Here is a 22,255-nt window from a genome sequence, read left to right on the forward strand (position 1 = left end):
ACGAAGCCCCTTGCGAGGGGCTTTCTTATTGCGAGAGCACTATGCGCGTTGGGGCATAAGGCGCTCGCGAAAGCTCTCGTATAGTGAATAAACATAGCACTTGGCTGTCTGTTGAAGGTACCCCCTTCATGAAAGGCAACCATGCGCTCAAACCGCACCCCGTCTTGCCGTCTGAGCAAGATGTCGCTGGCCATCGCGGCCACCCTGGCGCTGGCTTCGGCAGCCGCCGCGGCGCAGCCTGCTGACGAACAGCAGCTGTCCGAGGACGACGCGTCCGCGGCCGCAACCGCGCCGACGCGTCCGACCACGACCACGCCGCCGCCCCCGCCGCCGCTGCCCGTGGGAGCAACGCGCGCGGAGTTCAACGCGCGCCAGAGTCAGCCCTGGCTCAATCGCATCAACCTGCCCTATGCGTCTGCGCTGGGCAAGGCCGACGGCACCGGCGTGCTCGTGGGCGTCGTGGACTCTGGCGTCAAGGCCGACCACCTGATGCTCAAGGGGCAGGTGGCCATGAGCTACGACACGTACACCCGCACGAGCACGGTGACGGACAAGCAGGGCCATGGCACGCACGTGGCAAGCACCATTGCCGGCACGCTGGCCAACGGAGCGACGTACCAAGGCGTGGCCCCTGGTGCGAAGCTGGCCATCGCGCGCGTGTTCGACACGGGCGGCGCGACCAACGCTGTCATCAACAGCGGCATCGACTGGACGGTGAAGACGGGTGCGCCCATCATCAACATGTCCATCGGCGCCAACAAGGGTGTGACGAGCTGGGACTACTCCGCCGTCCAGCGCGGCGTGAAGGCCGGGGCGCTGTTCACCATCTCCGCGGGCAACGACTCGCTGAAGGATGCGAACGTCTTCGCCAAGGCGGCCAACCAGAGCTGGGCCAACAACCAGGTCATCGTGGTGGGCGCGCTGAACTACGCGGGGACGGACCTGGCGTCCTTCAGCAACTGGTGCGGCACGGCCAAGTACAACTGCGTGGTCGCCCCCGGCGAGACCGTCCTGGCCGCGGGCATCGCGTCCACCAGCGCGGGCGCCTACTACAGCGGCACCTCGATGGCCGCTCCGATGGTTGCTGGCCAGGCAGCGCTCATCAAGAGCAAGTGGCAGTACCTGAAGGCCAAGGACATCTCCGGCATCATCTACTCCACCGCCACCCGCATGGGCAAGGCGACGGACAAGGTGCCGGACGACAAGTTCGGCTGGGGCCTCATCAACATCGACAAGTCGCTGCAGCCGGTGGGTGGCCTCAGCGCCGTCACGGTGGGTGGCACCAGCATCGGCTCCAACGGCGTGACGCTCGGCACCGGCACCGGCGCCCTGACCGCCCCGCTGAAGCTCGCGGCGTCCGGTGGCACCTTCAAGATGTCCGCGGTGGACAGCTTCGGCCGTGACTTCGACGTGGACCCGGGTTCGCAGATGCCCGGCATGCAGCCGATGAAGCTCGCCAACGCGTTCGACGCGGTGGACCGCCTCACCGGCCTGGGCTCGCGCGCCCTGGACAGCCAAGGCTCGCGCTTCCAGCTGGCCGCCTACGAAAGTGGCAAGGCCTTCGGCCAGGTGAGCGGCGCGACCGGCTTCGCCGGCGGCGCGATGGTCAAGAAGTTCGCCAACGGAACCGAGTTCGCGGCCTCTTCGGGCGGCGGAAACGTGTTCTTCGGCCTGGCAGGCACGGACCTCAAGGGTGCTCCGGCCTTCAGCGCCAACGCGACCTCGGACGCCTACTTCGCGCTGGTGCCCTCTGCCAACAGCGTGGGCTTCGCGAAGAGCTTCGACTCCGGCCTGAAGGTGAAGGTGGGCCTGGCGAGCTCCGGTGAAGCCAACCAGCTGGCCTTCGGCGACATCCAGGCCGTGCGCAGCAACTTCAGCAACGTGGAGCTGTCGAAGTCCTTCGGCGGCACCAGCGTGGTGGGCGTGGCGTTCGGCAACGTCAACGAGAAGAACGCGTTCCTGGGCACGCAGCTCGGCTCCGCCTTCGCAATCGGCGGCCCGGCGCGCACGAGCGTCACGACCGTGAGCGCTGCGCACAAGCTGGCGGAAGGCTTGGCGGTGGCCGGCTACTTCTCGCAGGGCTCGACCGCCGCGGTGTCGAACGTGGGCAACTCGCTGGTGACCGGCGTGACCGCCACCAAGAGCCGCGCCTTCGGCTTCGGCCTGGTCGCAGCGGATGCGTTCCGCTCCAACGACCGCCTGACCGTGGGCTTCTCCAGCCCGCTGAAGACGACCTCGGGCACGATGCACCTGAACATGCCCAGCGGCATGGACTCCGAAGGCAACCTGCTGCGCGAAGCCCGCAGCGTGAACCTGGCCGCCGGTGCGCGTGAGCTGTCGTTCGAGACGAACTACAGCATGCCCCTGAGCGCAGCCAGCAACGTGGCCACCACCGTGACCCTGCGCCACAACGCAGGCGGCGTGGCCGGCCAGCGCGATGCGATGGTGGCGGTGCGCTACACGCTGCAGTTCTAAGCAGCCGCCGCAACGAAAAGCCCCTCGCTGAGGGGCTTTCTCTCGTCCGGTCAGGCCTGCAATCTCACCTGCTGCGGAAGCGCTCCCGCTCCTGCATGCTTGATTTCAGCGAGGCCTCGAGCCACACCATCACCTTCTCGCGCGACGCCTTGCTGGGGGAGTTGGGGCCCAGGAGTTCGCGGCAGGGCATGCGGAAAAAACCACTGAAGGCAGCCAGCCGGCACGTGCAGTCCAAGTTGATGGTGCCGCCCCCGCAGCTGCCCACTTCGTACGCTGCCGCACCGTCGTAGTAGACGGACAGCTCCGTTACGCCGTAGCCCACCAGGTTCACCTGAGGCCGCGGCTCGCAGGAAATCAGAACGCAGTTCGTGACGATGGCGAACTCGCCGCCGGGCGCGATGCTGTCGACCCTGCTGGAAGCCAGCCCGTCCGCAGAGCGGGTAGCTCCGGGCTGAATCTGCTCGAACTTCACGCCTGCAGCCTTGAGCTTGCCGTAGAACTCGCGGAACAGGTCCGCGGTGACCGCGCGACCGCGAGCCTGCAGCGCGTTCGACTGGCGCTCGGCGTCCTGCGCCGAGGCTTGGCGAGCTTCGGCCGCGCGCTGCTGCTTGACGATTTCGCCTAGGCCGCTGCCCTGCGCCAACGCGGGAACCGCAGCGAGTGTCAGCATTGCGCCTGCTAAAAATCTTCTGTACATCCACTTCCCCTCTCCGTGCAGAACTGAAAGTGTAGAGCCGCGCCTTTGGCGCGACCGAGGATTGCTTATTCGCCCTGCATACAATTGAAGCCGAAGTACAACGAAGGGGCGGGTTTGTTCGAACTAATTGGCATGGCGTTTGTCGCCTGGGTGGTGTGGGTTGTTGGAAAGGCGATGCTCCGTATCTTCGCCAAGACGACCATGCAGCAGGCGGTGCATTCCGCGGCAGGGGATGGCGTCCCGGTAGGCTCGGCCCTGGAAATCCTGGACCAGCCGGAGCTCGTGACGGCAGTTCGCAGAGAACTTGCTGCCAAGGACGCGAGCTTCAACGAGCCCAAGCTGCACGAGCAGTACGGCAGTGCCATTGCCGCCATCCATGAGGCGCAGACGGCGAAGGTGGACGACTTCAAGGCCGTCGCCGAAAAGGTGGAAAGCCTGCTGGCCCCGCAGGTTGCGCAATTGGCTGCGGCCTGGGACGTCATCGAGGTCTCGGACGTCACCTTCGCCTACGTTCAGGCCCTGGCGATGAACGTGACGAAGAACCCGGTGAGCCTGGGGCAGACCAAGGCTATGCTGGAACACGCCCTCAGGGACGAGCTCTTCGACATCACGCAGGCGTGGACCATCGTGCAGCACTCCTCGGACTTCATGGAAAAGGTCGCGGCGCTGATGCCGATTGCGCGCAGCGAAGTGGCCGCCGGCGGTGGGGACTACTTCGTGCGGCTCACGCGCGCGGTGGCCAAGTATCTCGAAGACCCGCTGTCCTTCGCGGCTGCCGCCGACTTCGACCCGCGCAAATCGAGCAAGGCCTGGTACCTCGAGGTCTGAGGCACGCATCTTCTGGCTCTCCGCGGAGAGCGCAAAATCGAGCCTTCATGCAAGACTATCTCGTTGTCAGCACGGACGAGCCCGCGCGCCCGGAAGAGACGTACGTCGTGCGGGCTTCCTCGCCAGAAGAGGCCCTGACGAAGTACATCAAGCAGGTCTATCTGCCCAGCGACTTCTTCCGGGAGTGGGTGCGGGAGCTGGCGGTCAACATGGGCTTTGCCGAGCGCTTCTATCTCGCGTCTGAGCAGGAACTGGAGCGGTTCACCGGAACCGGCGAATACGGCACCGAGCCGGAGCTGGTGCGCAGCAGGGTCGCCGCGTTCTTCAAGGAGCGGCCAGACCTTGGCGCCGCTTACCTTGAATACATGGACACCGAAGACGAGAGCGTGCTTTCCGATGAGCTTTTCGAGTTCATCGCGCTGCACCGTGACCCGCTGACGGAGCTTGGACTTCGCGCCATCGCCTTAGCGTCGCTGCCGGTGCTGGAGTGAAGCCTGCAGGCCCCTGGCGGCGCGTTCGTCCCGCCCTTGTGGGCTAGTGAGTTTCGGCGGACAGGACACCCCGGGTAGCCGGAGACGCGAACAGGCGCACAAGCATCCCCCCGAGCAGCCTGCACTGCAGCTGCGTGCGCGCGCGGCAGGTGCCATAGCGCGCATTGAGGCGGCGCAGCACCGAAGTGCGCAGCTTCTCGATTGCGCGCGGGTCGTGCACCCGGCGGACGTTGCTGAGGCAGGGGATTTCGATGAGTTCCACGCCAGCCTGCTCGCATTGCGCGCGTTTGAGGGCGTCCCGTTCTTGCTGCACCTGCAGCTTGGCCTCGCCGCCCCAAATGTCGACGGGCCGGTAGTGCTGCGGGCCTTGGTATTCGAAGGCGATGGCCAGGTACGGGTTGAAGCCATCGAGCTCCAGGGGGTAGCCCTTGCCACCGCGCAACCACTGCGGGCGGCACTTGTCGAAGGTCGCGCCAAAGAACCCCTCGAAGGTCTTGCGCACGAGGGTCTCGCTCTTGCGCGGGCAGTGCGGGCACCAGTTGCCCTTGTCCTGCACGTCGGCGCGTGTGGCCAGCCAGGTGTGGCCGTGCTCGCACATCCATTCGAGATTGGTCCGCCCCTCGCCGCGCGACGTGCTGAGAAGGCGCCCGCCCTTGGCGGCAGCTAGCGCCTGGATGTCTTCGAGGGAGTACTTGTTGCGCACCGTCCCGCCGCGCTTCTTTCCGCAGGCGGCGCAGAACCTCTTGGGCAGTTCGCGGGGAATGAGCTGGAAGACATGGCCTTCCTTGCAGCGGAAGGTGTGCTTCACCGTGGAGCCGAGATAGGTTCCGGAGAGAACCTCGCCACCGTGCTTGGCAGCGCGGGCTTGAACCGTTGTTAGGTCGTGTCGATTGGGCATGTGCGCTCGAAGGACTGCTTCTCCTTCGTGTAGCGACCGGCCCCTGAAATAGGTGCTGGAATGACGCGTCTCGGCCCGAGCGCCTGCTGAAACAAACAGACCCGCGCGCAGGCGGGTCTGGAAATCAGGCGATGTTCCTGGCGTGCTTCAGTGCCGGTGCAACGTCTGCGCAAAGCCGACGCGCCGTTGGCTGGTGGCCCATTGCTCACGGCGAAGCTGTCGCAGCTGCCGCAGCTGCCGCTGCTTCAGGTCGACTCCGTAGTGCCTGGCCAGGCCGACGGCGACCAGCTTGGCGAAGCCGAAGCTCGCAAGGAGCAACAGCACGAGGCCGAACACGTTTGCGAAGGTGAAGTGCATAGAGGTCCTAGAAGGTGGCGGGAGATGTCCTGCGAGGCGCGATGACGCGCCCGGAAGATGCGTCTTCCAGCTATGTGTAGCGACCGAGGTGTCGCAGCGGTGCTCCCGTCCGAGCGCTCAGCCCAGCGCGAAGCGCGCAATCGGGCAGGACGCCATCTTCAGCAGCAGCGCCGATGCGAAGCGAACAGTGAGCCCCTGCTGCGCCTGTGCGTCACCGAAGTGGCGTTGCAGCCGCGCGCGCACGAAAGTGCGCAGGGTCTGCCTGTCCTCAGCGTCGTCGGCATTGCCGTGGGGCACCTCGATGAGCGCGACGCCGGCCTGGGCGCAGAGCTCGCGCCGCAGCTCGTCGTGCTCGCCGGGCACTTCGTCCCAGTATTGAAACGCCACGCTCAGGAGTTCCTCGTAGCCGGTGAGCTCCAGCTGCAGCCCTTCTCTGCTGCGCAGCCATGTGGGGCCTTGCCGCGGGAATGCGGCGCCGAAGAACTCCTCGAAGAGCTTGCGAATCAGCGCTTCGTTTCGGTCAACAGGCGCTGCCGGTTGGTAGCACTGCGTAGCGACCACAGGCGCCTTCTTGGCGCGCGTGCGCGGCTTGGCCGCGGTGGATTTGGCGGGCATCGTTTTGGCGTCAGGCATTCGCGGCTGCCGTGAGCTGGGCGCGGAGCAGCTGCGCGCGATTGCGCGCCACGCATAGCCCTGCGACGTCTTCCATTACCGCGCTATCAGCGCGTCGAGCGCTGACGCAGCACGCGAGCTCGTAGTCGGACACGCCGGAAAACATCTCCTGCAGCTGCTGCGGGCTGGCCTTGTCCAGGTTCACCCCTTGTTGTCTGGCGGCAAGCTCCATCCGCGCGCCTCGAAGCTGAAAGTCGATGTCACCCCGGCAGGCTACAAAGGGCGCGGCCTTGAGGGCCTTGTCGAACTCGGCCAGGCGTGCGTCGCGTTCTTGTTCGGACCTAGCGGCACGCACTTGTTTCCAGGCGCGCTCAGTCGCCGCGAGGTGCCCGGCGTGCGCTTGAAGCTCTCGCGTCAAGGCGCGCAAGTCCTCGTGCAGCGGGCTATGGCCGTCCGCGTAGGCGGGGGCTGGGTTGGCGGGCAAGGCCCGGCATTGGCGGCGTGCCCTGCGCGCTTTGCGCGCGAAGTGGCCGCGAGCCAGCAAGGCTGCCGCTGAGGCGGCGCTGACGCAGAAGGTGAGGACGAAGGCGGTGAACATCAGGGACAGTGGGCGTGTGGTACGTCTAGCTATAGACCACCCTGCGCGGTGCTTGTCGCCGCTGCCAGCGCCCTTCCCAGCGCCTGGTCGCTATACGGTTCAGGACAGCAAAAACTGCCCTCACGCTCGGTGAGGGTCACCCCCGCCGAGAAATCTCAGTTTCCTGATTGGAGTTTTCTCATGCTGGTCATCAAGTTCATCCTGTTCGTCATCGTTGCCCACATCGTCATCCGGGGGCTGGCCGCGGTCAGCGCGCGCATGGACGCCGCGATGGGCATCACGGGCGAGGAGCTGACGCTGCGCACCGTGCTCGCCGTCTTCGCCGGTGGCATGCTGGATGCGATTCGCTCGCCGTTGCGCCTGACGCTCTCGCGCAAGGGCATGGGCGAGGCCACGCGGTTCTATCCGCGCACGGAAGCCGAGCGGCAGCGCATGGCGCAGACGCTGCGCCGCTACAAGAAAGAAGCCTCTTAAAGGCGTGATTCCAAAGCCGCGGGCCTGGTGCTCGCGGTTCGTTTTTGCAGCTGCGGGTCCGCCAATGCTTCGACGAAGCGGAAGAGCCGATTGAGCGCGCCGATGGCAGTGCGTTCGTGCTCCACCTCGTCTCGCATGACCACCTTGGTCGCGCCAAAGCGGTCCTGCTGGGCGGTAAACAGACAGTGCCACGCAGAGTCGGGCGTGGGCTGCACGAGGTGCGCCTGCACCTGCAGGGGCAGCTTGCGGTCGCCGGTCTTGTGCTGGCCGGACTGCAGCTCGCGCGAAAGCCGGAAGTGCAACTCCAGGCTGAAGTCCTTGCGCGTGTGGAAGGTCTCCACGCTGAATTCGCGCTTGGCAGCAAATTCGTTGACCAGGGCGGTCGTGCCCTGCTCGTGCTCTTGCAGGCGCTGGGCGCGGGCTTCCGTGGCCTGCTTTACCACTTCCGAGTCGAGCGAAGCGGCATCCACGAACTCGGCCACGTCGTCGCCAACCACGTAGGCGGTCAGCTGCGTGTCCGCGTCCGCCTGGCAGGTGAAACCCATGATGGTGAGCTTCTCGCCGTGCGTGAGCGTCACGCGCGCAAGGCGCTCTTCCTTGTTCACCTGGTCGAAAACCGCCCCACCGAAGGAGCGCAAGACGTTGGTCGGCACGTCCAGGACCAGGCGCTCGCTGGCAAGGCAGGCGCTGTGCAGCGCAACCCGTGCTTCGGTGGACAGGCACACAGATAGCCCCCAGGCCGCGCGCAATGCGCGGCTCTCGTCGTTGTCGGACAGAGAACGTGGTACTGCACGAATGAGACGCGTGAGGGTGGACGGATGCATGGCGCGGGCCCAGTAGCTATCCCGCTTAGACCAAAATCCGATAAACGCGTTAGGTTTTGCAACAGACGGCCAAAAGTATGCGTTGCGCCCAATGCAAAGGAAGCAGCACCGTTTTCGCGCGGCACTCGCTATACGAAGAAGCACGGGATACGCGCCGAGCTGTCTGAACGGCGCGCGTGTTGTTGGCTTCGTTGTTGGGAACCCCAGCGCACCGTGGGGCCGTCCGGCTGGCAGTCCGCTGCGAAACGCGGGAGCACCAGGGCACCGGGAATAACGGGCGAAGTCCTGGATGACTCCTTTCCGGGCAACACAGGAAACGGGAACCGGCCCTCTTGTGAGGGTGCGAGGACATGTCGAGGGGCCCGCCGCGTGCGGGCCTTCTCCTATTCCCCGAAACACGCAGTCGAACGGGGCAAGGAAGCCGGCACGCGCCGGCTGTGGGCGCTGGGAACCCGGAACCAGCACCTTTTTGAAAGGCCGTTCGCTATACGGTTTACAAGGACAGAAAATCGAATGTCCCTGCAAACTTCTGCAGGGGACGCCCCGCAGAAGCCTTTTCAACTCCTAGGAGATTTCAAATGGCTCAAAACATTGCGTGGCTCATCGTTCTTGCTCTGGTGATGGCGGTTGCTTCGGGTCTCTCGAACAAGCTGCTCGACCTGCTCACCGGCAAGAACAAGGCGAACAACGTCGCCCGTCGCTTCACGATGGCTTCCACCGTCAAGCGCAAGCAGGACACCAAGAAGAAGTGATTCTTCCTGATTCGAAGCTCCAGCCCTCGCGCTGGAGTTTTGTCTTTCGCCGCCGCACGCCGCCGCTGGATAGCGTGCCGGGCTTAGCACCGTTTGGAGAGGGCATTCGCTATACCAAGTAGGACACAGAGAACGCTCTGTTCCTCGCAACCAACTTCTGCGAGGGACGCCCCGCAGAAGCCTTTCAATCCCCTAGGAGATTTCAAATGGCTTTCATCCAGCACGTCGCAGTTCTCATCCTTCCGCTGGCCGCCGCCTATGGCGTGACCCAGATGGTGCTGAACCGCAGGGAAACCGCCGGCCGCCGCTTCACGATGGCTTCGACGGTCAAGCGCAAGCAGGACAACGACAAGAAGTAATTCACCTCATTCGACTCCAGCCCTCGCGCTGGAGTTTTCCTTTTCGCGCAATCCGAGCAGCGCCACCATCCAGGGCGCGCCACCTGTCTCTGCTGCTGGCGGTCCCCTGCGGGCGAAAGCCCCGCCAACAGCCTGCCCCCAGCCCTCGCAACGCGCTCAGTCGCACGCGGGCGTAGCACCGTCCGACTTGCCTGGTCGCTACACAGGGAATGAACAACGAACCGGAGACCCCCGATGTCGCAGCTGCGTGAATGTGACGCCACTGGCGAGACTTCCCTTGAACGGCAGTGGAAGGCTCGCCGCACTGTCGACGCCGAGCAGCGCAGCGGCGCACGTCCGGCGCTCGCCGTCTGGCTGCTCGCAATGGCTGGCGGCGCTGCAATGCCGTTCGTCGCCAGGGTGCTCTACGACCTGTGGGCGTCGGTGCCTGCTGCCTGGAACTTCGGCGCTTTCGCCGCCGTACTGTCGGTGTATGTGGCCCACCAAGCATGGGGATGCCGCAAGGACGGTGACGCCCGATGTGCCGTGGTCGGCGCGGCCTTGGCTGGGCTCATGGCGAGTCTGTCGGTTGGAGCCTTTTGCGGCTGGGTCGCGTAGCAACGCCACGAGAGCTGCCGAATGCATGCATCGCCTGCGCTCCGATACGCTCCGCCACCCGAGCACTGTTACTACGTCCTGCAGGGCAGAGACTTCGTTCTGTTCAGCGAACTGCCGCCGCACGTCTTCCAGCAGGCGCTCGCCGGCGCCCCCGTCGAGAAGTGGGTTGCACAGCTGCAGGCCCGGCTGCGGCCCCTGAAGAAGAAGTAGCCGCCCGCGCGCGCGGCCCCTTCAGTCGCGGCGTTGATGCTTGCATGTCGCAGGCAGCACCGCCTGTGGGCGTCGTTACCTATACAGGGCATACAGAAGAGAAAACGGAGCGCCCAATGAACATGTCCCCCGCCTGCGAAGCCCCTGTGCAACCGTCCCCGCGCGAAACTGACCGCAATCACCCGCGCTATCCGGAATACGAGCGCTGGATGGCCGCCATGCGCCGCCAGATGGTTGTGGGCAACACGTTCGACAACTGGCTCGCGCAGACCGAGCGTACCGAGCGCCTGGAGCAGCCTCGCACGAGCATCTTCCAGTTCCAGGGCGCGCACCCGCACGCCGGCAAGTGGGGCCGCATCGACTATGGCCACAAGCACCGCATCCTGCGCGGCCCGCTGGGTCCCTTCAACAGCGAAGCCGAGGCCGCTGCCGCCTAAGGAAGCAGCACCGAGGGGCCACCGCTTGCCGCTGGCCTTTCAGCTTCTGGCGCGCGCAAAGTCTTCGTCCACCCCTACGTTGGGCATCTCGGCCAACACCTCGGCCAGCGCACGGCGCGGCGGCCGCATGAGTGCCTGACGCAGGATGTCGCGGTGCTCGTCCTCGACGCTGTGCCCGTGGCGTGCCGCGGCCTCTCGCAAGGCGCGAACGACCTCGCGGTCCACGTTGCGCACAACAAGCGTCTTGGTCACGGCGGCCTCGTAGAGACGAACGAGCAGCCAGTGTAGTGCCGCAGCACCCGCGGCCAGCACCCTGTGCGCGCCCTTGTCGCTATACGAAGAACAACACCGGCGGCATCGCCGGGTCTGAACCGAAAACCCTTCCGGAGAACAAGCCCCAATGAAACGCACCGCCCTCTTCGCCGCCGTCCTCGCGCTGGTCACCGCTTCCGCCTTTGCCCAATCGAGCGACTACGCGCAAGTGCGCCGCGTCACCGCGCAGACCAAACAAGTCCCCGCGAGCCGCCAGGTCTGCGAAGAACGCATGGTCCAGCAGCAGGTCGCGCCCTCGCAGGGCCACACCGGCGCCGTGGTCGGCACGGTCATCGGTGGCGTCATCGGCAGCCGCTTCGGCAAGGGCGACGGCCGCATCGCAGCGACCGCCGTGGGCGCGGGCCTGGGCGCCGTGCTTGGCAACAACCACGACCGCGACACCGCGCAGCCCGCCACCACGCAGATGGTGCCCACGCGCGAGTGCCGCACGGAAACCGTCTACGAGCAGCGCATCGACGGCTACCTGGTGGAGTACGAGTACGCCGGCCGCGTGTACTCCAGCGTCATGGCCAACGACCCGGGCGACCGCATCCGCGTGACGGTGAGCGTGACGCCGGCGCGCTGAGGCGCTGTGCCCATTGAAAGACCCGCTCCGCGCGGGCTTTCGCACTTGGGAAATGAGCGCCGTTTTTGAGGGGTGTTCGCTATACGTAGTACACACCCCTTGAACAAAAGCTCCGAATGACCGCCACCCGCACCACCTTTCTTCCCTCTCGCGCTGTTGCCATCGCCCTGCTGGTACCCCTGCTCCTGCCGGCGCTGCGCGCCCTGGTCGTCTCCGCCCTCGGCCACATTCCTGCCCTCTCCCCGGAGCACGTCTTCGCCCTCAAGCATCTGGTTTCGCTGGGCCTCGCCTGCGCCGGTGTGTCGCTGGCCGTGCTGTGGCCTGCAAAGGCCTAACGCACTTGGCGGGTGGTGCCGCCGATGAACGCGACCCGCTCGGGCAGGTCCGGCTTCCGTCCTGCCGGCCGCAGCACCTCTTCACAGGCGGGTTCGCTATACGCAGTACGCACCCTTCCCCGGACACTCCCAATGACCAAATCAACCCCTGCCACTCCCGCCTGCGCGCCCACCCCCGAGGCGCTCATGCTCGGAAAACTGCTCTTGTGGGTCCTCGTGCCCATGGGCCTCGCGCTGGCGCTGCTGCTCATCGGGCAGTCGGTGCGTACCGGCGAGGACCTGAAATCAAGCTGCGGGACCGCTCTAATCACGTGCTACTTCTCCTGGCAGTACTGGCGAGAAGGCAAGCAGTTCCTTTCGGGTGAGCGCGAGCCGACGCCGTTCGAGCGCCAACTTACCTTCCTCGTTGCGGCCGTGTGGGGCTTCATCCTGGTCGCCACTGTGGTGACAGAGCTCGCTGCCATCTACGGCGGCTGACTCCTTGGCCGCTCGCCCCGGACACCCTAAAGCCTGCTTTCCCGGCGAAGGCGGGCTTTTCGTTGCCGTTGTCCCACGAACGTGTTCTTTTCCCCGGCGCAAGTGCTAGCTAAATAGCTTGGAGTGCTATAGTGCAGGCGTTGAGGCTCGCCTCGCTCCATATAGAGCGCATGCACGAACAGCAAATGGTGCAGCACCTGCGCGCCACCGGGCGCTACCAGGTGGCGGAGAAGTTCGAGGGCACCCTGACGCCGGCTGCGGCGGCCCTGGCGGACATCCAGCTTACGGGTTACGGCCTGGCGCTGGACACCGAGACCACCGGCACGGCCAGAGACAGTGACCACATCATCGAAATGGGCCTGGTGCTCTTCGAGTACGAGCTGGGCGGGCCCGTCCTGCGAGTCGTCGACCGCTACAACGGGCTGGAAGACCCGCGCATGCCCATCCCGCCGGAAGCCACTGCCGTCAACGGCATCACGGATGCGATGGTGCGCGACCAGGAGCTGGACGACCGCCGCATCCAGCAGCTCGTGGACGCTGCCGACTTCGTGGTGGCGCACAACTCCGGCTTCGACCGAATCTTCTGCGAGCGCCGCTTGCCGGTTTTTGCTGACAAGCCTTGGCTTTGCAGCTACGCGCAGGTGCCTTGGCAGTCCGAAGGAATCGCCAGCGGGAAGCTCGAATACGTGGCCTACAGACTGGGCTTCTTCTACGAGGCCCACCGCGCGGAGATGGACTGCCTGGCCATGCTGGAAGCGCTTTCGCGCCCGCTGCCGGCGTCCGGCAAGACCGCATTCGAGCTGCTGGTGCACGCCGGCTGGCAGGACGAGCGGCGCATCTGGGCGCTGAACGCCCCGTTTGCGGCCAAGGACAGGCTCGCGCGCCACGGCTACCGCTGGGGCCCGAGCACCGGCCTGGAGAACGCGGAGAAGGCTTGGTGCAAGTGCGTTCCGGTGGGTGCTGCCTACAAAGAGGAGCTCGCCTGGCTGTCGCTCGAGGTCTACCGGGACCGTCCGTTCCAGTACGCCGAGGACGAAGTAACGCCCCTGAGCCGGTTCTCCGCGCGGCGCGAAACCACCCGCGTGCGCGTGCACGGCCAGGTGGACGAATGGGGCTACAGGGACCGCGAGCGCCAGTGGGCCTGAGGCGACGTTCTCGCCCACTGTTGGTCTAAGTGGAAGGCTGTCGCAAATTCCGCGGCTGCCTACCCCTCGGAGACGCCGACCACAAATGAAGCCCCTCAAATCTCTCACCCTCAAGGACTGCCGGTACCTGATTCTGGGCGCCGCAATCCCGGTCGTAGCGCTGCTCGTCGCGCTTGCCCTGCTCGGTCCCGCGCCAAATACCCGGCTGACGCCCGGCTATTGCCTGTTCGCAATGCTGTGCATCGGCACATCGTCCCTGGGCGTGCACACGTTGGGGACCGGACGCTCCAACCGCATGGCTTGGGTTGCGGTGCTCGCCTTGCTCTTCGCCTTCAGCACGGGAGTCGTTCGAGCCTGACGAGTCGAGGAAAGCCGCGCCCCCGCCCGCCTTCGCGCGGGCTTTTCTTCTTCCGTCAAAAGGGCGACGTTCCAGCCTGGGTTCGGTCTAAACGAAAGCGCAGTAGCACCCTCGACGAGAGGGCTTCGCTATACGCCGTGAGCGTGTCTGCAAGACGCGTTCTCCAGGACCAATCAAAGGAAAGAGAGAACATGTCGCAAGGAAACGAAGGGACAGGCCCCGCTGCGGGCATCGACTGGGCAAGGCTGCGCGAACCACTCTCCGCGCGAGACCTTGAATGGCGCGTTGGGTCCACCAACGCCGACAAGACCAAGGGCCAGGCCCTGCCCTACCTGACGCACAGCGCGGTCGCTGACCGGCTGGACGAAGTGGTGGGCCCGGGCAACTGGGAGTGCGAGTACAGGACCGGCCCCGCCGGCGGCGTCATCTGCCGCTTGGGCCTGCTGGTCGGGGGCCGCTGGGTGCACAAGGAAAACGGCGCCGACAACACCGAGTTCGAGAGCGTCAAGGGCGGCCTGTCCGGCGCCTTCAAGCGCGCGGCGGTGATGTGGGGCATCGGGAGATACCTCAATCGCTTCAACCCGCCGTGGGTCGAAATCGAGAACAAGAAGTACCTGCCGCGCAACTTCGACGGCCTGAAGTACCTGGGTGACGAGTTCCTGCCCGCCACGGAGCGCCGGGGCAACCAGGCCAAGGCGAGCCCGTCGCCGGCGGCGTCGCAACACAAGGCCGAGAGCGCGCAGCCCGCGCGGGCTCCGGTGCAGCAGCCGCAAGCCGCGCAAGGGACACGGGCCGCCTCTGGCGACCAGGCCATCCCGGAGCAGTTCTCGGATGCCGAGAAGGAGTTGCTCGCGCAGCTCTTGGACCGGCTGAAGAAGGGAACGCCTGCGCACATGCTGCGCAGCTACGTCAACGGCGACAAGGCCAAGGCCAAGCTGGGCGAGGAAGCGCGGAAATATGCGCTCCAGCGCATACCGGCCTGATGGCGTGCCCCGTTATGCGCGCAATCGCATGAGGACGAACCCGAAGAAGCACTGATTGCAAAGCCCCGGACGCACTGCGCTTCGGGGCTTTTCTTCACGTGAATAGACGCGACACCTCGGCGTCGAGGGCCGCATCGGATTCAGGCATCTGGAACAAGCCCTTGGCCACGCCAATGCGAGCGCTGGCCGGAGCAGCCTGGGCCGGAAGAAGTTTGGCTACCGGCTGACCCCTTCGGGTGATGACGACTTCCTGCTCGCTGCCACTTTCAAGCGCCTCAACCAGGCGGGAAAGCGTGGACCTGGCCTCGCGCAGGCTGACGGTTTTCATCGCTGCAGTCTATGCGTTTTGGCGGCGGCAGTTAGCGACCTTCACTGTGCGTCGCGCTCAAGCGGCACTGCCTGGGTTGCTCGGGGCAGTTCGCCAGCGCCGCTTCACCGGCTTACGTCGCAGTTCAGTGCCCGCGCCCGCTCCCAGAACTCGTCCCTAAGCTCGCTTTCCGCCGCCAGGTAGCCGTCTCCAGGGCGGCCCGCAGCGGCTTCAAGCTCGCGGACAAGTTCCCGCGCCCTTTCGTCGGACACGGGGCGCATCGCTTTCGTCAGCTCGTTCAAATTCGCGCGCATCGCGGTGAGGGTTCGGTGCTCTGGCTCATTTTAGTGGTACGGCCCTGCGCCGCCAACACTGTCAGCGGCCGGTGTCGCGCTGCTTGCGCCCTGGCGCCGTGCGCTCACGCTCGCGCAGGGCCGCATACTCGCGGCACAGCACCGCGTTGAGCACCTGGCCGGACGTGGGGCGCGTGAGCGAGCCGAGGGTCATCTGTTCGCTGCGCGGTGGGTGGTCCAGGAGCTTGTCTTCCCCGAACTTCTCGGCCACGGCTTCGATGTCGGTCGGCGGCCGCGCCTTCATGCGAATCGGCAAGGGCCTGATGTGGCGCGCGTTGCCTGTCTTGGCCACGTCGAACACCTGCGGCTCGTGCGCGACCGAGAGCCTTGCCTGCACGAAGGTGACCGCCCTGCCCTGGTGGCACATCGTGAGGTCTGGCATGCGCTCCCTGAGCTCGCCGGCCAGCTGCACCAGCTGGTTGCCGAAGTAGCGCAGGTACTGCCCAAAGTGTTCGGGGGACACGCCGGAGATGTACAGTAGCTCCAGCAGCTCTTTCGCCGGCGGCCGCATCCCGGTCACCTTGCCGTCCTCGAGGTCCAACGCGACGGCCATCTTGGGGCCGTTGCCGGTGACCAGCCGCAGCACCAGCTCCTTGTCCGTGAGCGCCAGCACTTCCTGCGTCAGCGTGGGCAGTGCGCTGTGTAGGCAGAAGAATCCCGCCTTGAGGACCTGTGGCCGCCCCTCGTTTTGCATCCAGTGTTCCACGGCTGCCATGGTCTGGCCTGGCGTGGACGCCTGCTGCTCGGTGAGCGGGATTTCGGTGGTTTCGCCGAGCTGGTAGGTGTACAGGTGCGCTTTCACTGGGCCGCTCGCCTTGAAATCGAGCTGGATGCTGCCCCACTGGTCCATCTCCGGCGTCCGAAGCACCAGCCAGGCGTCCTGTTCTTTGCTCCACGCGTCATCGACGAGCCGCCAAGTGTTCAGGTCGACGTCGACCAGTCGCTCCAGCAGTGGCCCTTTGTCCCTGATGTACTCTTCGATGCACTGCGGAACGTGCTTCGTGCGCTCGTTGCTGCCGTCGAAGATGCTGAAGAATCGGTCGGCAGCATCAGCGTTGAGGGCGTCTGCGGCCATTTCCGGGTCCATCGCAGCGCCTTGGGTGTAGAGGGCCGCCGCCTCACCCGCTGGGCCGAAGAACGCCTGCATGTACAGACCCGGGAGCTCCTCGTGCTGCCCCTGGTGGTTGTGACGCGGAATGAGCTTTCGCAGCATCACGTTCAGTGCGTGGTCGGCCGGCTTTGTGTTGTCCTGCACTTCCAGCCAGCACTGGTGGCCCAGCGCGCCAGGGATGCCGTCGGCCTCGCTCAGCCAGAACTCCCGGCGCAGCGTCAGCTGGTGACGTCCGTCGTTGATGTCGCGCGAGACCCGCAGGCGCAGCTCGCCGCCGCCCTGCTCCGGGCATTCCGCGCTGCAGATGAAGCCCTTGGCGTCGAGCCCAGGAAACACATCCTGCTCGATAAGGTCCTTGGCCCAGAGGAATTCGTCCATGCAGGCTCCCTTCGTCTCTTGTTTTTCAGCGTTCCGCCTCGCGGGCGAGCTTCCGGTCCGCCCTGATGAAGGCTTGGTTGCGCTTGACCTGCTCCACGCTGTGCTCCAGGGCTTCTGCGAGGGTGAGCGGCCCCGCGGGCATCGTCGGGCACATCACGAGAGTGGGCCGGGTGGCGCTCGCCGTCACTGTGCGTACGCCGCCTTCGGCGGTCAGGTCCAGGGACAGCTCAGGCGAGGTCTTGCCCACTGGCAGGAATTTCAGGTGGAACACCGCGTCTTCGTGCTCTCCGGTGACGCGGAAGCCGCCGAACGCCAGACGCCACTCTGACCAGTCGACGCTGGCCAACTGCCGGTGAATAGGTTCGCGCTCGGTCAGTCGTGCCAGGACCACGGCCTGCTGCAGCTTGTCGCCGGCGAGGTCCGGGAAGTTCTTGGCCGAGGGCAGCTGGAAGAGCCGATGCTCTTCTTCCGGGCCGAACGTGTCGGGGACGGAGTAGGTGCCGCATTGGTACGACGGCTCCAGGTCTTGCAGCAACCCGATGAAGTCGTTCAGACGTCCGATGTTGTGCTCAATGGCGGCAATGCGGCGCAAGAACACGTTTTGCGGGTGGTCTTCGGGCTTGCGCGGGTCCTGGAACTCCCACCACTCCCGGATGAAAGCGGCGCTTGGTCCGTGTTGCGTGTAAAGCCTGCGCAGCGTGACCGGGCAGTCCTTGTGCGGAGAGCCGATGCGGATGGACAGCTGCGCCGGGTACGCGGCGGTGCAAGCGGTTTCCACGCTCATGCCGGCGTCGCGCAGTTGCCGGCCGGCTCCCGCCTCGATGGCGTCTTGCAGATAGGTGAGTTCGTCCATTCTGGGCTTTCGACGTGCGGGTGCCTTCAGCGGCCCCTATCCTCTTTAGACCGCGCCTGCGCCTTGGCGATAGCCTTCGTTTGCTTGAGCGCGTGCCCGAGCACGAATCCGAGCTTGTCGCCGCCAGCCTTGATGCACTTCTCGAAATCGACCTTCGGCACGCCCAGCACCTCACCCCGCTGCAGCCGGCCGTCCAGGCCGATGCGCACGTTCATCACGGGCAGCGTGCGTCCGGCAGGTGTGAAGCTGGCTTCGACATAGCCGTCCTTCCTGCCGCCGGTGTTGAAGGCGTTCAGCTTCCATTGCGCGGGGTCGGCCAGTGCGAGCTGCACGTGCACCTCGTGAAGCTCCACCACTGCATCCAGCAGCAGCTCCTGGGCGCGCGGGTCGGCCAGAAAGCCGGTGAAACACCGTCCGGCGGTGTCGTTCATCAGCGTGCGCTCGTCGTCAGGGACCACGCTGGTGGGCATTCCGCCCCATACGACGCAGGCGTGCGCGAAGTCCTGGCTCGAAAGACCGAGCAAAGCGGTAAGGCTTCCGCCGCCTTCTGCCGCGCGCCACGGCGCCGCGGCGAGAAAGAGGTTCTGCAGGTGGTCTTCGGGCAGGCCCGGGATTCGCGGGTGCCACCACTGCTGCACGTCCGCCATGTCCGGGTAAATCGCCGACTGCGCGAACACCTTGTGGAGCACCGCGCTGCATAGGCCATGAGCTTCGACGCGCACCGCCAGGCGTGGGCGGGGCTGGTCGGTGTACTCGGTGCGCACGTCCATGCCCTGCGCCCGAAGCTCCCGGCCGATGCCGGTCTCGATGGCTTCCTGCAGGTAGAGAAGCTCGTCCATCAGCGCCCCTGCTCCTTGCGGGCCTTGGCCTGCTCTTTCAGTGCTTCGCGGCGAATTCCAGCGCGGCGCCCAGGTTGCTGCTCGCGCCATTTGCCGCAGCCAGGCGCGCAAGGTCTCCGCCGCGTGACGCTTCGAGCTTCAAGATGCCACCGTCGTTGCCGATTTCTGCATACAGGCCGGGGGTCTTGCGGGAGCGTGCCTTGAAGGTCACGCGCAACTTGCCGTGCGGTCGGCGGTCGGTGACGTCGCAAAAGGACATGCTCCACTTGGTGAAGTCCACGCTCGCGAGCTGCAGATACGCCCGCTCGGAATCGGTCAGGGCTTGGGCGGCACCCCGCTGCCACTTCGGGTCGCCGGCGAACTTGAAGAATTCGTCCACAACGCGACCCTTCAAGCCCTCGGCTTCGTCGGGGGTGACGCCATCGAGCGTCTGCTGGCAGGCGGGGTTACCCGTGATGCAGCCAGGAATGACGCTGTAGTAGGCCTCGCCGCGCCCTTTGTGTTCCGCGTTGAGCAGCGGCACCTGTGCGAGAAACAGGTTCAGGGGGTGGTCGGGCGCACGGCGTGGCGCGCGTGGGTGCCACCACTCGGTGGACTGCACTTGTTCCGAGTCGGGACGTACCTGCCTGAGAGTCCTGTGGTAGACCGCGGGGCATTCGCCGCCTGTGGCGACCACGATGTCCAGTTCGCCGCACTTGCCGCTTGCACGGCTCGGCCCGTCCACCTCGCGATAGGTGGTCTTCAGGTACATGCCGGCCTGGCGAATCCGCTCGCCAACGCCTGTTTCGAAGGCTTCTTGAAGCCAGGTGAGTTCGTCCATTGCGCGGTTGCTCCCAATCGGCGCGAACCGAGCGCGCCAGAGGTTAGACCGCCAAGGGGGTGGGGGCGTTTGCTGCCTGTGGGCTCCGCGAAGAGCCGCGCGTTGCGCTATCGGCCGCTGTCGCGGCTCCTGGGCTTCTTCTGCTTCGTCGCTGCCTGCGCGGCACCGGTCTGCGTCTGGGCCCATTCGGCTGCGCGGAAGTCCTGGATGGCCTTCAGGCCCGCCGCCATGCGTTCGCGAATGGGCAGCCGCGCGGCCTCGGGCGACTCCTCGCGGCGCTGGAACGCCAAGCCGTCCACAGCGTGGGCGCACAGCACGGAACCCTGCATGTCAATTCCGAGCACCAATGACGCCCGGCGGTCCTCGCGAGCGTCGAAGGCCACGGAGAGCGTGCCGTCGGATTGCGGGGAGTACGAGGTCAGCTTCCAGGTGCGGAAGTCGACCTGCGCGAGCGTGCGATATGCGTCCTTGAGCGCGTCCAGCCTCTCCCGCAGCCCGTCGCCCTCTTCCGGACGCAGCACGAAGCCCGTGAATTGCCGGCCGGTGGGGCTGGCCAGCATGAATGACGCCTCGTCGGGTGTCGGCTCGCCCGTAATCTGGGTGCTGCGTTCCGCTGCGGGGCGCTGATTCAGGTTCCACGGCTTTTCAGGAGTGAACAGGTGGTGCAGCAACTGCGCAACCCCGAGGTCCGTTTCGGGGTCGAGCCGAGAAATTGCTTCCAGGAACACGTTCTGTGGGTCCTGCGCCGGCAGCGCCGGGTTGTGCACCCGCAGCCATTGGGTGACGCGCACGGCGGGCACGCCGCGGCTCTCTTCCTCGAACACCTTGTGGTATTCGACGGGGCAGCGAAGCACTGGTTCTGTTCCCAGTTCCACGTGAAGCCGCGTTGTCTCGCCTTGCGTGAGCTCCAGCTTGCAGACGACGCCGCCTGTCGCCAGTTCAGGCGCCGCTACGGTCTCCAGGTGCTCTTTGAGCCATTCCAGTTCTTCCATCTGCAGGTCTTTCCGGGCGGTGTAGGTTCTGACGACGTGTCGTCACGTCGGTTAGACAGCGGAAGGGCTGGGCACATTTGCTGCAGGTGCACGGCGGCTGACAAGGCGCCGCCCTTGCGCTATGGTCGGTGGATGCTCGACTTGCGCGACCAACATCAGCTCCAGCAGCTTCTTGAGGTGCTCGAAATCCTCAAGGACGAGAGCCTCGGGACCAAGATGCAGTTCCTGCTCAACGGCAGGTATTCCTTGGGCGGCCTGACCCCGCTTGAGGCTATCGAGCGGGGGCGGCTCGAACAAGTGAAGACCGCCGCGCAGGGCGTGGTTGAGGGCTAGCGAGCGTCAGCGCCCGGTGTCGCGCTGCTTCTTCGCAGCCTTGGCTGCGGCCTTCTCGCGCTCTTCGAGCTTGGCGAACTCGCGGCATGCAATGACTTGTGCCACCTGGTCGGTGTCAGGCGGGAGCGTCCCGGCGGCGAGCTTGGCAGGCACGTAGCCCGCAGTGCCGCGAACTTGCTGCTGCAGCCGGCCAACCCACAGCGTAGATTCGTAGGAAGCCGGGAAGACGTAGTACTTGGTCGCCGAAGCGTTCGTCGCGATGCTGAACAGGTGGGTGCTACCGTCCGCGCCCTTCAGCTCGAAGCCGGCGGCGCCGCGGACAAGCGTTCGCTTCCCGGTGATGGCCGGTGCGACCTGCTGCACCTCTTTGACGGCATCCAGCAGGGCCTCGCAGTGCGTTTTGAGGTACTCCACCAGCGTGGCGCCGGCAATGCCGTGGCCTTCGCCGAAAAGCGCCTTCAGCACCTTCACGGGGTCCTTGCTGATGCCGGTGACCTTCTCGTTTTCCAGTGCGGGCCGAACCGAAACAGGGTTTCCCGTCGGGGCGGCCACGGTGACCTCGATGGAATTCTGGGTCGCGCGCGTGACCTTGATGGGATTGAGGGTGAGGCGCTCCGTCAGCCCCTCGAACCGGGCCTGCCGCACGTGCCCGAGTTCCTCGCGCTGGAGCCACTCCCCGGCATGCTGGAGTGCCTGCTTCACCGACGTCCCGGGTGGCACATCGAGTTCCTTGCCAAACTTGTGCGCGATGCTCGGCACGAATTCGGCCGAGCGCAGCTGGCCGTCTCGCTCCACGCACAGCTCGATGCGGTATTCCGTCTGGCCGCCGGGAGCGAATGCGATGCGGTGGAAACCCCTCGGGCCGAACGCCTCGGAGAACAATGAAACGGGCCAGCGCTGGAAGTCGGTTCCCGCGAGTTCCCGGTGCAGGGGCTCCAACATCTCCAGCCGGCTGAGAAGGTGCGCACGCCCGTCTATTGCGCGCTTCACGTCGCGGCTGCCGACCACTCGGGCACGGACGACATCCGCTTGCTCCGGGTCGATGCTTCCCGGGTAAAAGACACTGCGGGCCTCGGGGACGAAGACCGCCTGCAGGAGCCGCTCGGCGGTGGACGTGCTGTACGAGTCGCCTCTGTCCGTGCCGCGCAGGAGCTCCTGGTTCGTGTAGAGGTCCGTGAGCTGGCGCAGCAACACGTTCTGCGGGTGCGTTGCGGGCTTGCGCGGGTCTTGGAGCAAGGTCTCCACCGCACACCGCGCCCGCCCCTTGTCGTCTGCGAAGTAGGCAATCCGCACGCCGGCTGGGCTCTGGTTGGAGCCGCCTTCAAAGTCGAGGACCAGGCACGGGTGCAGCGAAAACAGTTTGGAGCCGTTGCGGTACTCGGCGTGGCACCGAAAGCCCTTGAGTTCAAGCTCAGGGAACACGTCCGCTTCCAGTGCGTCCTTGAGCCAAAGCATTTCGTCCAT

At 65.7% G+C, this 22,255-nt stretch carries 30 protein-coding genes; 16 read left to right on the forward strand and 14 right to left on the reverse strand.

What is annotated here, in order from left to right:
- The first annotated feature begins 180 nt into the window (after nucleotides 1-180).
- Nucleotides 181-2,475, forward strand: a complete 2,295-nt coding sequence (locus JI746_RS22225; protein ID WP_201692473.1) for a S8 family peptidase — start codon at nucleotides 181-183, stop codon at nucleotides 2,473-2,475.
- A gap of 64 nt (nucleotides 2,476-2,539) precedes the next feature.
- On the opposite strand, the gene JI746_RS22230 is transcribed toward JI746_RS22225, so the two are convergent.
- On the reverse strand, nucleotides 2,540-3,145 hold the full coding sequence (locus JI746_RS22230) for a hypothetical protein (protein WP_201692474.1): 606 nt from the start codon (nucleotides 3,143-3,145) through the stop codon (nucleotides 2,540-2,542).
- Nucleotides 3,146-3,256: 111 nt separating this feature from the next.
- Here JI746_RS22230 and JI746_RS22235 point away from each other — a divergent pair, with 111 nt between their 5' ends.
- Together JI746_RS22235 and JI746_RS22240 are read left to right on the forward strand one after the other, a co-directional pair.
- The gene (locus JI746_RS22235; RefSeq protein WP_201692475.1) at nucleotides 3,257-4,000 is read left to right on the forward strand and encodes a hypothetical protein; all 744 of its coding nucleotides are present in this window, start codon (nucleotides 3,257-3,259) and stop codon (nucleotides 3,998-4,000) included.
- Nucleotides 4,001-4,047: 47 nt separating this feature from the next.
- Nucleotides 4,048-4,491, forward strand: coding sequence for a hypothetical protein (locus JI746_RS22240; RefSeq protein ID WP_201692476.1), 444 nt, complete (start codon nucleotides 4,048-4,050; stop codon nucleotides 4,489-4,491).
- A gap of 43 nt (nucleotides 4,492-4,534) precedes the next feature.
- On the opposite strand, the gene JI746_RS22245 is transcribed toward JI746_RS22240, so the two are convergent.
- The 4 genes from JI746_RS22245 to JI746_RS22260 all read right to left on the reverse strand — a co-directional run bounded on the left by JI746_RS22245 (nucleotide 4,535) and on the right by JI746_RS22260 (nucleotide 6,956).
- Nucleotides 4,535-5,389 carry a PDDEXK family nuclease gene (locus tag JI746_RS22245; RefSeq protein WP_201692477.1) on the reverse strand — a complete coding sequence of 285 codons (855 nt, stop codon included), beginning with the start codon at nucleotides 5,387-5,389 and terminating at the stop codon, nucleotides 4,535-4,537.
- Nucleotides 5,390-5,536: 147 nt separating this feature from the next.
- Entirely contained in the window at nucleotides 5,537-5,746 is a 210-nt protein-coding gene (locus JI746_RS22250; RefSeq protein ID WP_201692478.1) for a hypothetical protein, read from the reverse strand.
- A 117-nt stretch (nucleotides 5,747-5,863) separates the two neighbouring features.
- Complete coding sequence (locus JI746_RS22255; protein ID WP_201692479.1) at nucleotides 5,864-6,379, reverse strand: hypothetical protein; 516 nt, start codon at nucleotides 6,377-6,379, stop codon at nucleotides 5,864-5,866.
- Nucleotides 6,372-6,956 (reverse strand): hypothetical protein, encoded by a 585-nt coding sequence (locus tag JI746_RS22260; RefSeq protein WP_201692480.1) that lies wholly within the window; start codon nucleotides 6,954-6,956, stop codon nucleotides 6,372-6,374. Before JI746_RS22260 ends, JI746_RS22255 begins: the two co-directional genes overlap by 8 nt.
- A 129-nt stretch (nucleotides 6,957-7,085) precedes the next feature.
- Between JI746_RS22260 and JI746_RS22265 the strand changes: the two genes are divergently transcribed.
- The gene (locus JI746_RS22265) at nucleotides 7,086-7,430 is read left to right on the forward strand and encodes a hypothetical protein (protein WP_201692481.1); all 345 of its coding nucleotides are present in this window, start codon (nucleotides 7,086-7,088) and stop codon (nucleotides 7,428-7,430) included.
- On the opposite strand, the gene JI746_RS22270 is transcribed toward JI746_RS22265, so the two are convergent.
- Entirely contained in the window at nucleotides 7,427-8,254 is an 828-nt protein-coding gene (locus tag JI746_RS22270; RefSeq protein ID WP_201692482.1) for a hypothetical protein, read from the reverse strand. The two genes, JI746_RS22265 and JI746_RS22270, sit on opposite strands and share 4 nt — an antisense overlap.
- A 578-nt stretch (nucleotides 8,255-8,832) precedes the next feature.
- Here JI746_RS22270 and JI746_RS22275 point away from each other — a divergent pair.
- From JI746_RS22275 to JI746_RS22295, 5 genes are all read left to right on the forward strand, one after another.
- Nucleotides 8,833-9,006: a hypothetical protein gene (locus tag JI746_RS22275; protein WP_201692483.1), complete on the forward strand. Its 174-nt coding sequence runs from the start codon at nucleotides 8,833-8,835 to the stop codon at nucleotides 9,004-9,006.
- 206 nt (nucleotides 9,007-9,212) lie between these two features.
- On the forward strand, nucleotides 9,213-9,365 hold the full coding sequence (locus JI746_RS22280) for a hypothetical protein (protein WP_201692484.1): 153 nt from the start codon (nucleotides 9,213-9,215) through the stop codon (nucleotides 9,363-9,365).
- Nucleotides 9,366-9,599: 234 nt separating this feature from the next.
- Nucleotides 9,600-9,962, forward strand: a complete 363-nt coding sequence (locus JI746_RS22285) for a hypothetical protein (protein ID WP_201692485.1) — start codon at nucleotides 9,600-9,602, stop codon at nucleotides 9,960-9,962.
- A gap of 21 nt (nucleotides 9,963-9,983) precedes the next feature.
- Nucleotides 9,984-10,172, forward strand: coding sequence for a hypothetical protein (locus JI746_RS22290; RefSeq protein WP_201692486.1), 189 nt, complete (start codon nucleotides 9,984-9,986; stop codon nucleotides 10,170-10,172).
- A gap of 116 nt (nucleotides 10,173-10,288) precedes the next feature.
- Nucleotides 10,289-10,609, forward strand: a complete 321-nt coding sequence (locus tag JI746_RS22295; protein ID WP_201692487.1) for a hypothetical protein — start codon at nucleotides 10,289-10,291, stop codon at nucleotides 10,607-10,609.
- 39 nt (nucleotides 10,610-10,648) lie between these two features.
- Here JI746_RS22295 and JI746_RS22300 read toward each other — a convergent pair whose 3' ends face one another.
- Nucleotides 10,649-10,861, reverse strand: a complete 213-nt coding sequence (locus JI746_RS22300; protein ID WP_201692488.1) for a FitA-like ribbon-helix-helix domain-containing protein — start codon at nucleotides 10,859-10,861, stop codon at nucleotides 10,649-10,651.
- Between the two features lie 148 nt (nucleotides 10,862-11,009).
- On the opposite strand from JI746_RS22300, the gene JI746_RS22305 reads away from it, so the two are divergent.
- The 6 genes from JI746_RS22305 (at nucleotide 11,010) to JI746_RS22330 (ending at nucleotide 14,805) form a co-directional block, all read left to right on the forward strand.
- The gene (locus tag JI746_RS22305; protein WP_201692489.1) at nucleotides 11,010-11,507 is read left to right on the forward strand and encodes a glycine zipper 2TM domain-containing protein; all 498 of its coding nucleotides are present in this window, start codon (nucleotides 11,010-11,012) and stop codon (nucleotides 11,505-11,507) included.
- 116 nt (nucleotides 11,508-11,623) lie between these two features.
- Nucleotides 11,624-11,842 carry a hypothetical protein gene (locus JI746_RS22310; RefSeq protein WP_201692490.1) on the forward strand — a complete coding sequence of 73 codons (219 nt, stop codon included), beginning with the start codon at nucleotides 11,624-11,626 and terminating at the stop codon, nucleotides 11,840-11,842.
- A gap of 132 nt (nucleotides 11,843-11,974) precedes the next feature.
- Entirely contained in the window at nucleotides 11,975-12,319 is a 345-nt protein-coding gene (locus JI746_RS22315; RefSeq protein ID WP_201692491.1) for a hypothetical protein, read from the forward strand.
- Nucleotides 12,320-12,489: 170 nt separating this feature from the next.
- Nucleotides 12,490-13,464, forward strand: a complete 975-nt coding sequence (locus JI746_RS22320) for a 3'-5' exonuclease (protein WP_201692492.1) — start codon at nucleotides 12,490-12,492, stop codon at nucleotides 13,462-13,464.
- Between the two features lie 85 nt (nucleotides 13,465-13,549).
- A complete protein-coding gene (locus JI746_RS22325; RefSeq protein ID WP_201692493.1) occupies nucleotides 13,550-13,822 on the forward strand; it encodes a hypothetical protein in 273 nt (90 codons plus the stop codon).
- Between the two features lie 191 nt (nucleotides 13,823-14,013).
- Nucleotides 14,014-14,805 (forward strand): Rad52/Rad22 family DNA repair protein, encoded by a 792-nt coding sequence (locus tag JI746_RS22330; protein WP_201692494.1) that lies wholly within the window; start codon nucleotides 14,014-14,016, stop codon nucleotides 14,803-14,805.
- A gap of 94 nt (nucleotides 14,806-14,899) precedes the next feature.
- Here the strand turns inward: JI746_RS22330 and JI746_RS22335 are convergent, their stop codons facing one another.
- The 6 genes from JI746_RS22335 to JI746_RS22360 all read right to left on the reverse strand — a co-directional run bounded on the left by JI746_RS22335 (nucleotide 14,900) and on the right by JI746_RS22360 (nucleotide 20,458).
- Nucleotides 14,900-15,133: a type II toxin-antitoxin system Phd/YefM family antitoxin gene (locus tag JI746_RS22335; RefSeq protein ID WP_201692495.1), complete on the reverse strand. Its 234-nt coding sequence runs from the start codon at nucleotides 15,131-15,133 to the stop codon at nucleotides 14,900-14,902.
- A gap of 354 nt (nucleotides 15,134-15,487) precedes the next feature.
- Nucleotides 15,488-16,954 carry a hypothetical protein gene (locus JI746_RS22340; protein WP_201692496.1) on the reverse strand — a complete coding sequence of 489 codons (1,467 nt, stop codon included), beginning with the start codon at nucleotides 16,952-16,954 and terminating at the stop codon, nucleotides 15,488-15,490.
- A 25-nt stretch (nucleotides 16,955-16,979) separates the two neighbouring features.
- Complete coding sequence (locus tag JI746_RS22345) at nucleotides 16,980-17,807, reverse strand: hypothetical protein (RefSeq protein WP_201692497.1); 828 nt, start codon at nucleotides 17,805-17,807, stop codon at nucleotides 16,980-16,982.
- A gap of 26 nt (nucleotides 17,808-17,833) precedes the next feature.
- Entirely contained in the window at nucleotides 17,834-18,646 is an 813-nt protein-coding gene (locus tag JI746_RS22350; RefSeq protein ID WP_201692498.1) for a hypothetical protein, read from the reverse strand.
- 37 nt (nucleotides 18,647-18,683) lie between these two features.
- Nucleotides 18,684-19,466 carry a hypothetical protein gene (locus tag JI746_RS22355; protein WP_201692499.1) on the reverse strand — a complete coding sequence of 261 codons (783 nt, stop codon included), beginning with the start codon at nucleotides 19,464-19,466 and terminating at the stop codon, nucleotides 18,684-18,686.
- A gap of 107 nt (nucleotides 19,467-19,573) precedes the next feature.
- On the reverse strand, nucleotides 19,574-20,458 hold the full coding sequence (locus JI746_RS22360; protein ID WP_201692500.1) for a hypothetical protein: 885 nt from the start codon (nucleotides 20,456-20,458) through the stop codon (nucleotides 19,574-19,576).
- A 132-nt stretch (nucleotides 20,459-20,590) separates the two neighbouring features.
- On the opposite strand from JI746_RS22360, the gene JI746_RS22365 reads away from it, so the two are divergent.
- A complete protein-coding gene (locus tag JI746_RS22365) occupies nucleotides 20,591-20,791 on the forward strand; it encodes a hypothetical protein (RefSeq protein ID WP_201692501.1) in 201 nt (66 codons plus the stop codon).
- 6 nt (nucleotides 20,792-20,797) lie between these two features.
- On the opposite strand, the gene JI746_RS22370 is transcribed toward JI746_RS22365, so the two are convergent.
- Entirely contained in the window at nucleotides 20,798-22,255 is a 1,458-nt protein-coding gene (locus tag JI746_RS22370) for a hypothetical protein (RefSeq protein WP_201692502.1), read from the reverse strand.

The sequence above is a fragment of the Ramlibacter alkalitolerans genome (assembly GCF_016722765.1).
GTDB classification, from domain to species: Bacteria; Pseudomonadota; Gammaproteobacteria; order Burkholderiales; family Burkholderiaceae_C; genus Ramlibacter; species Ramlibacter alkalitolerans.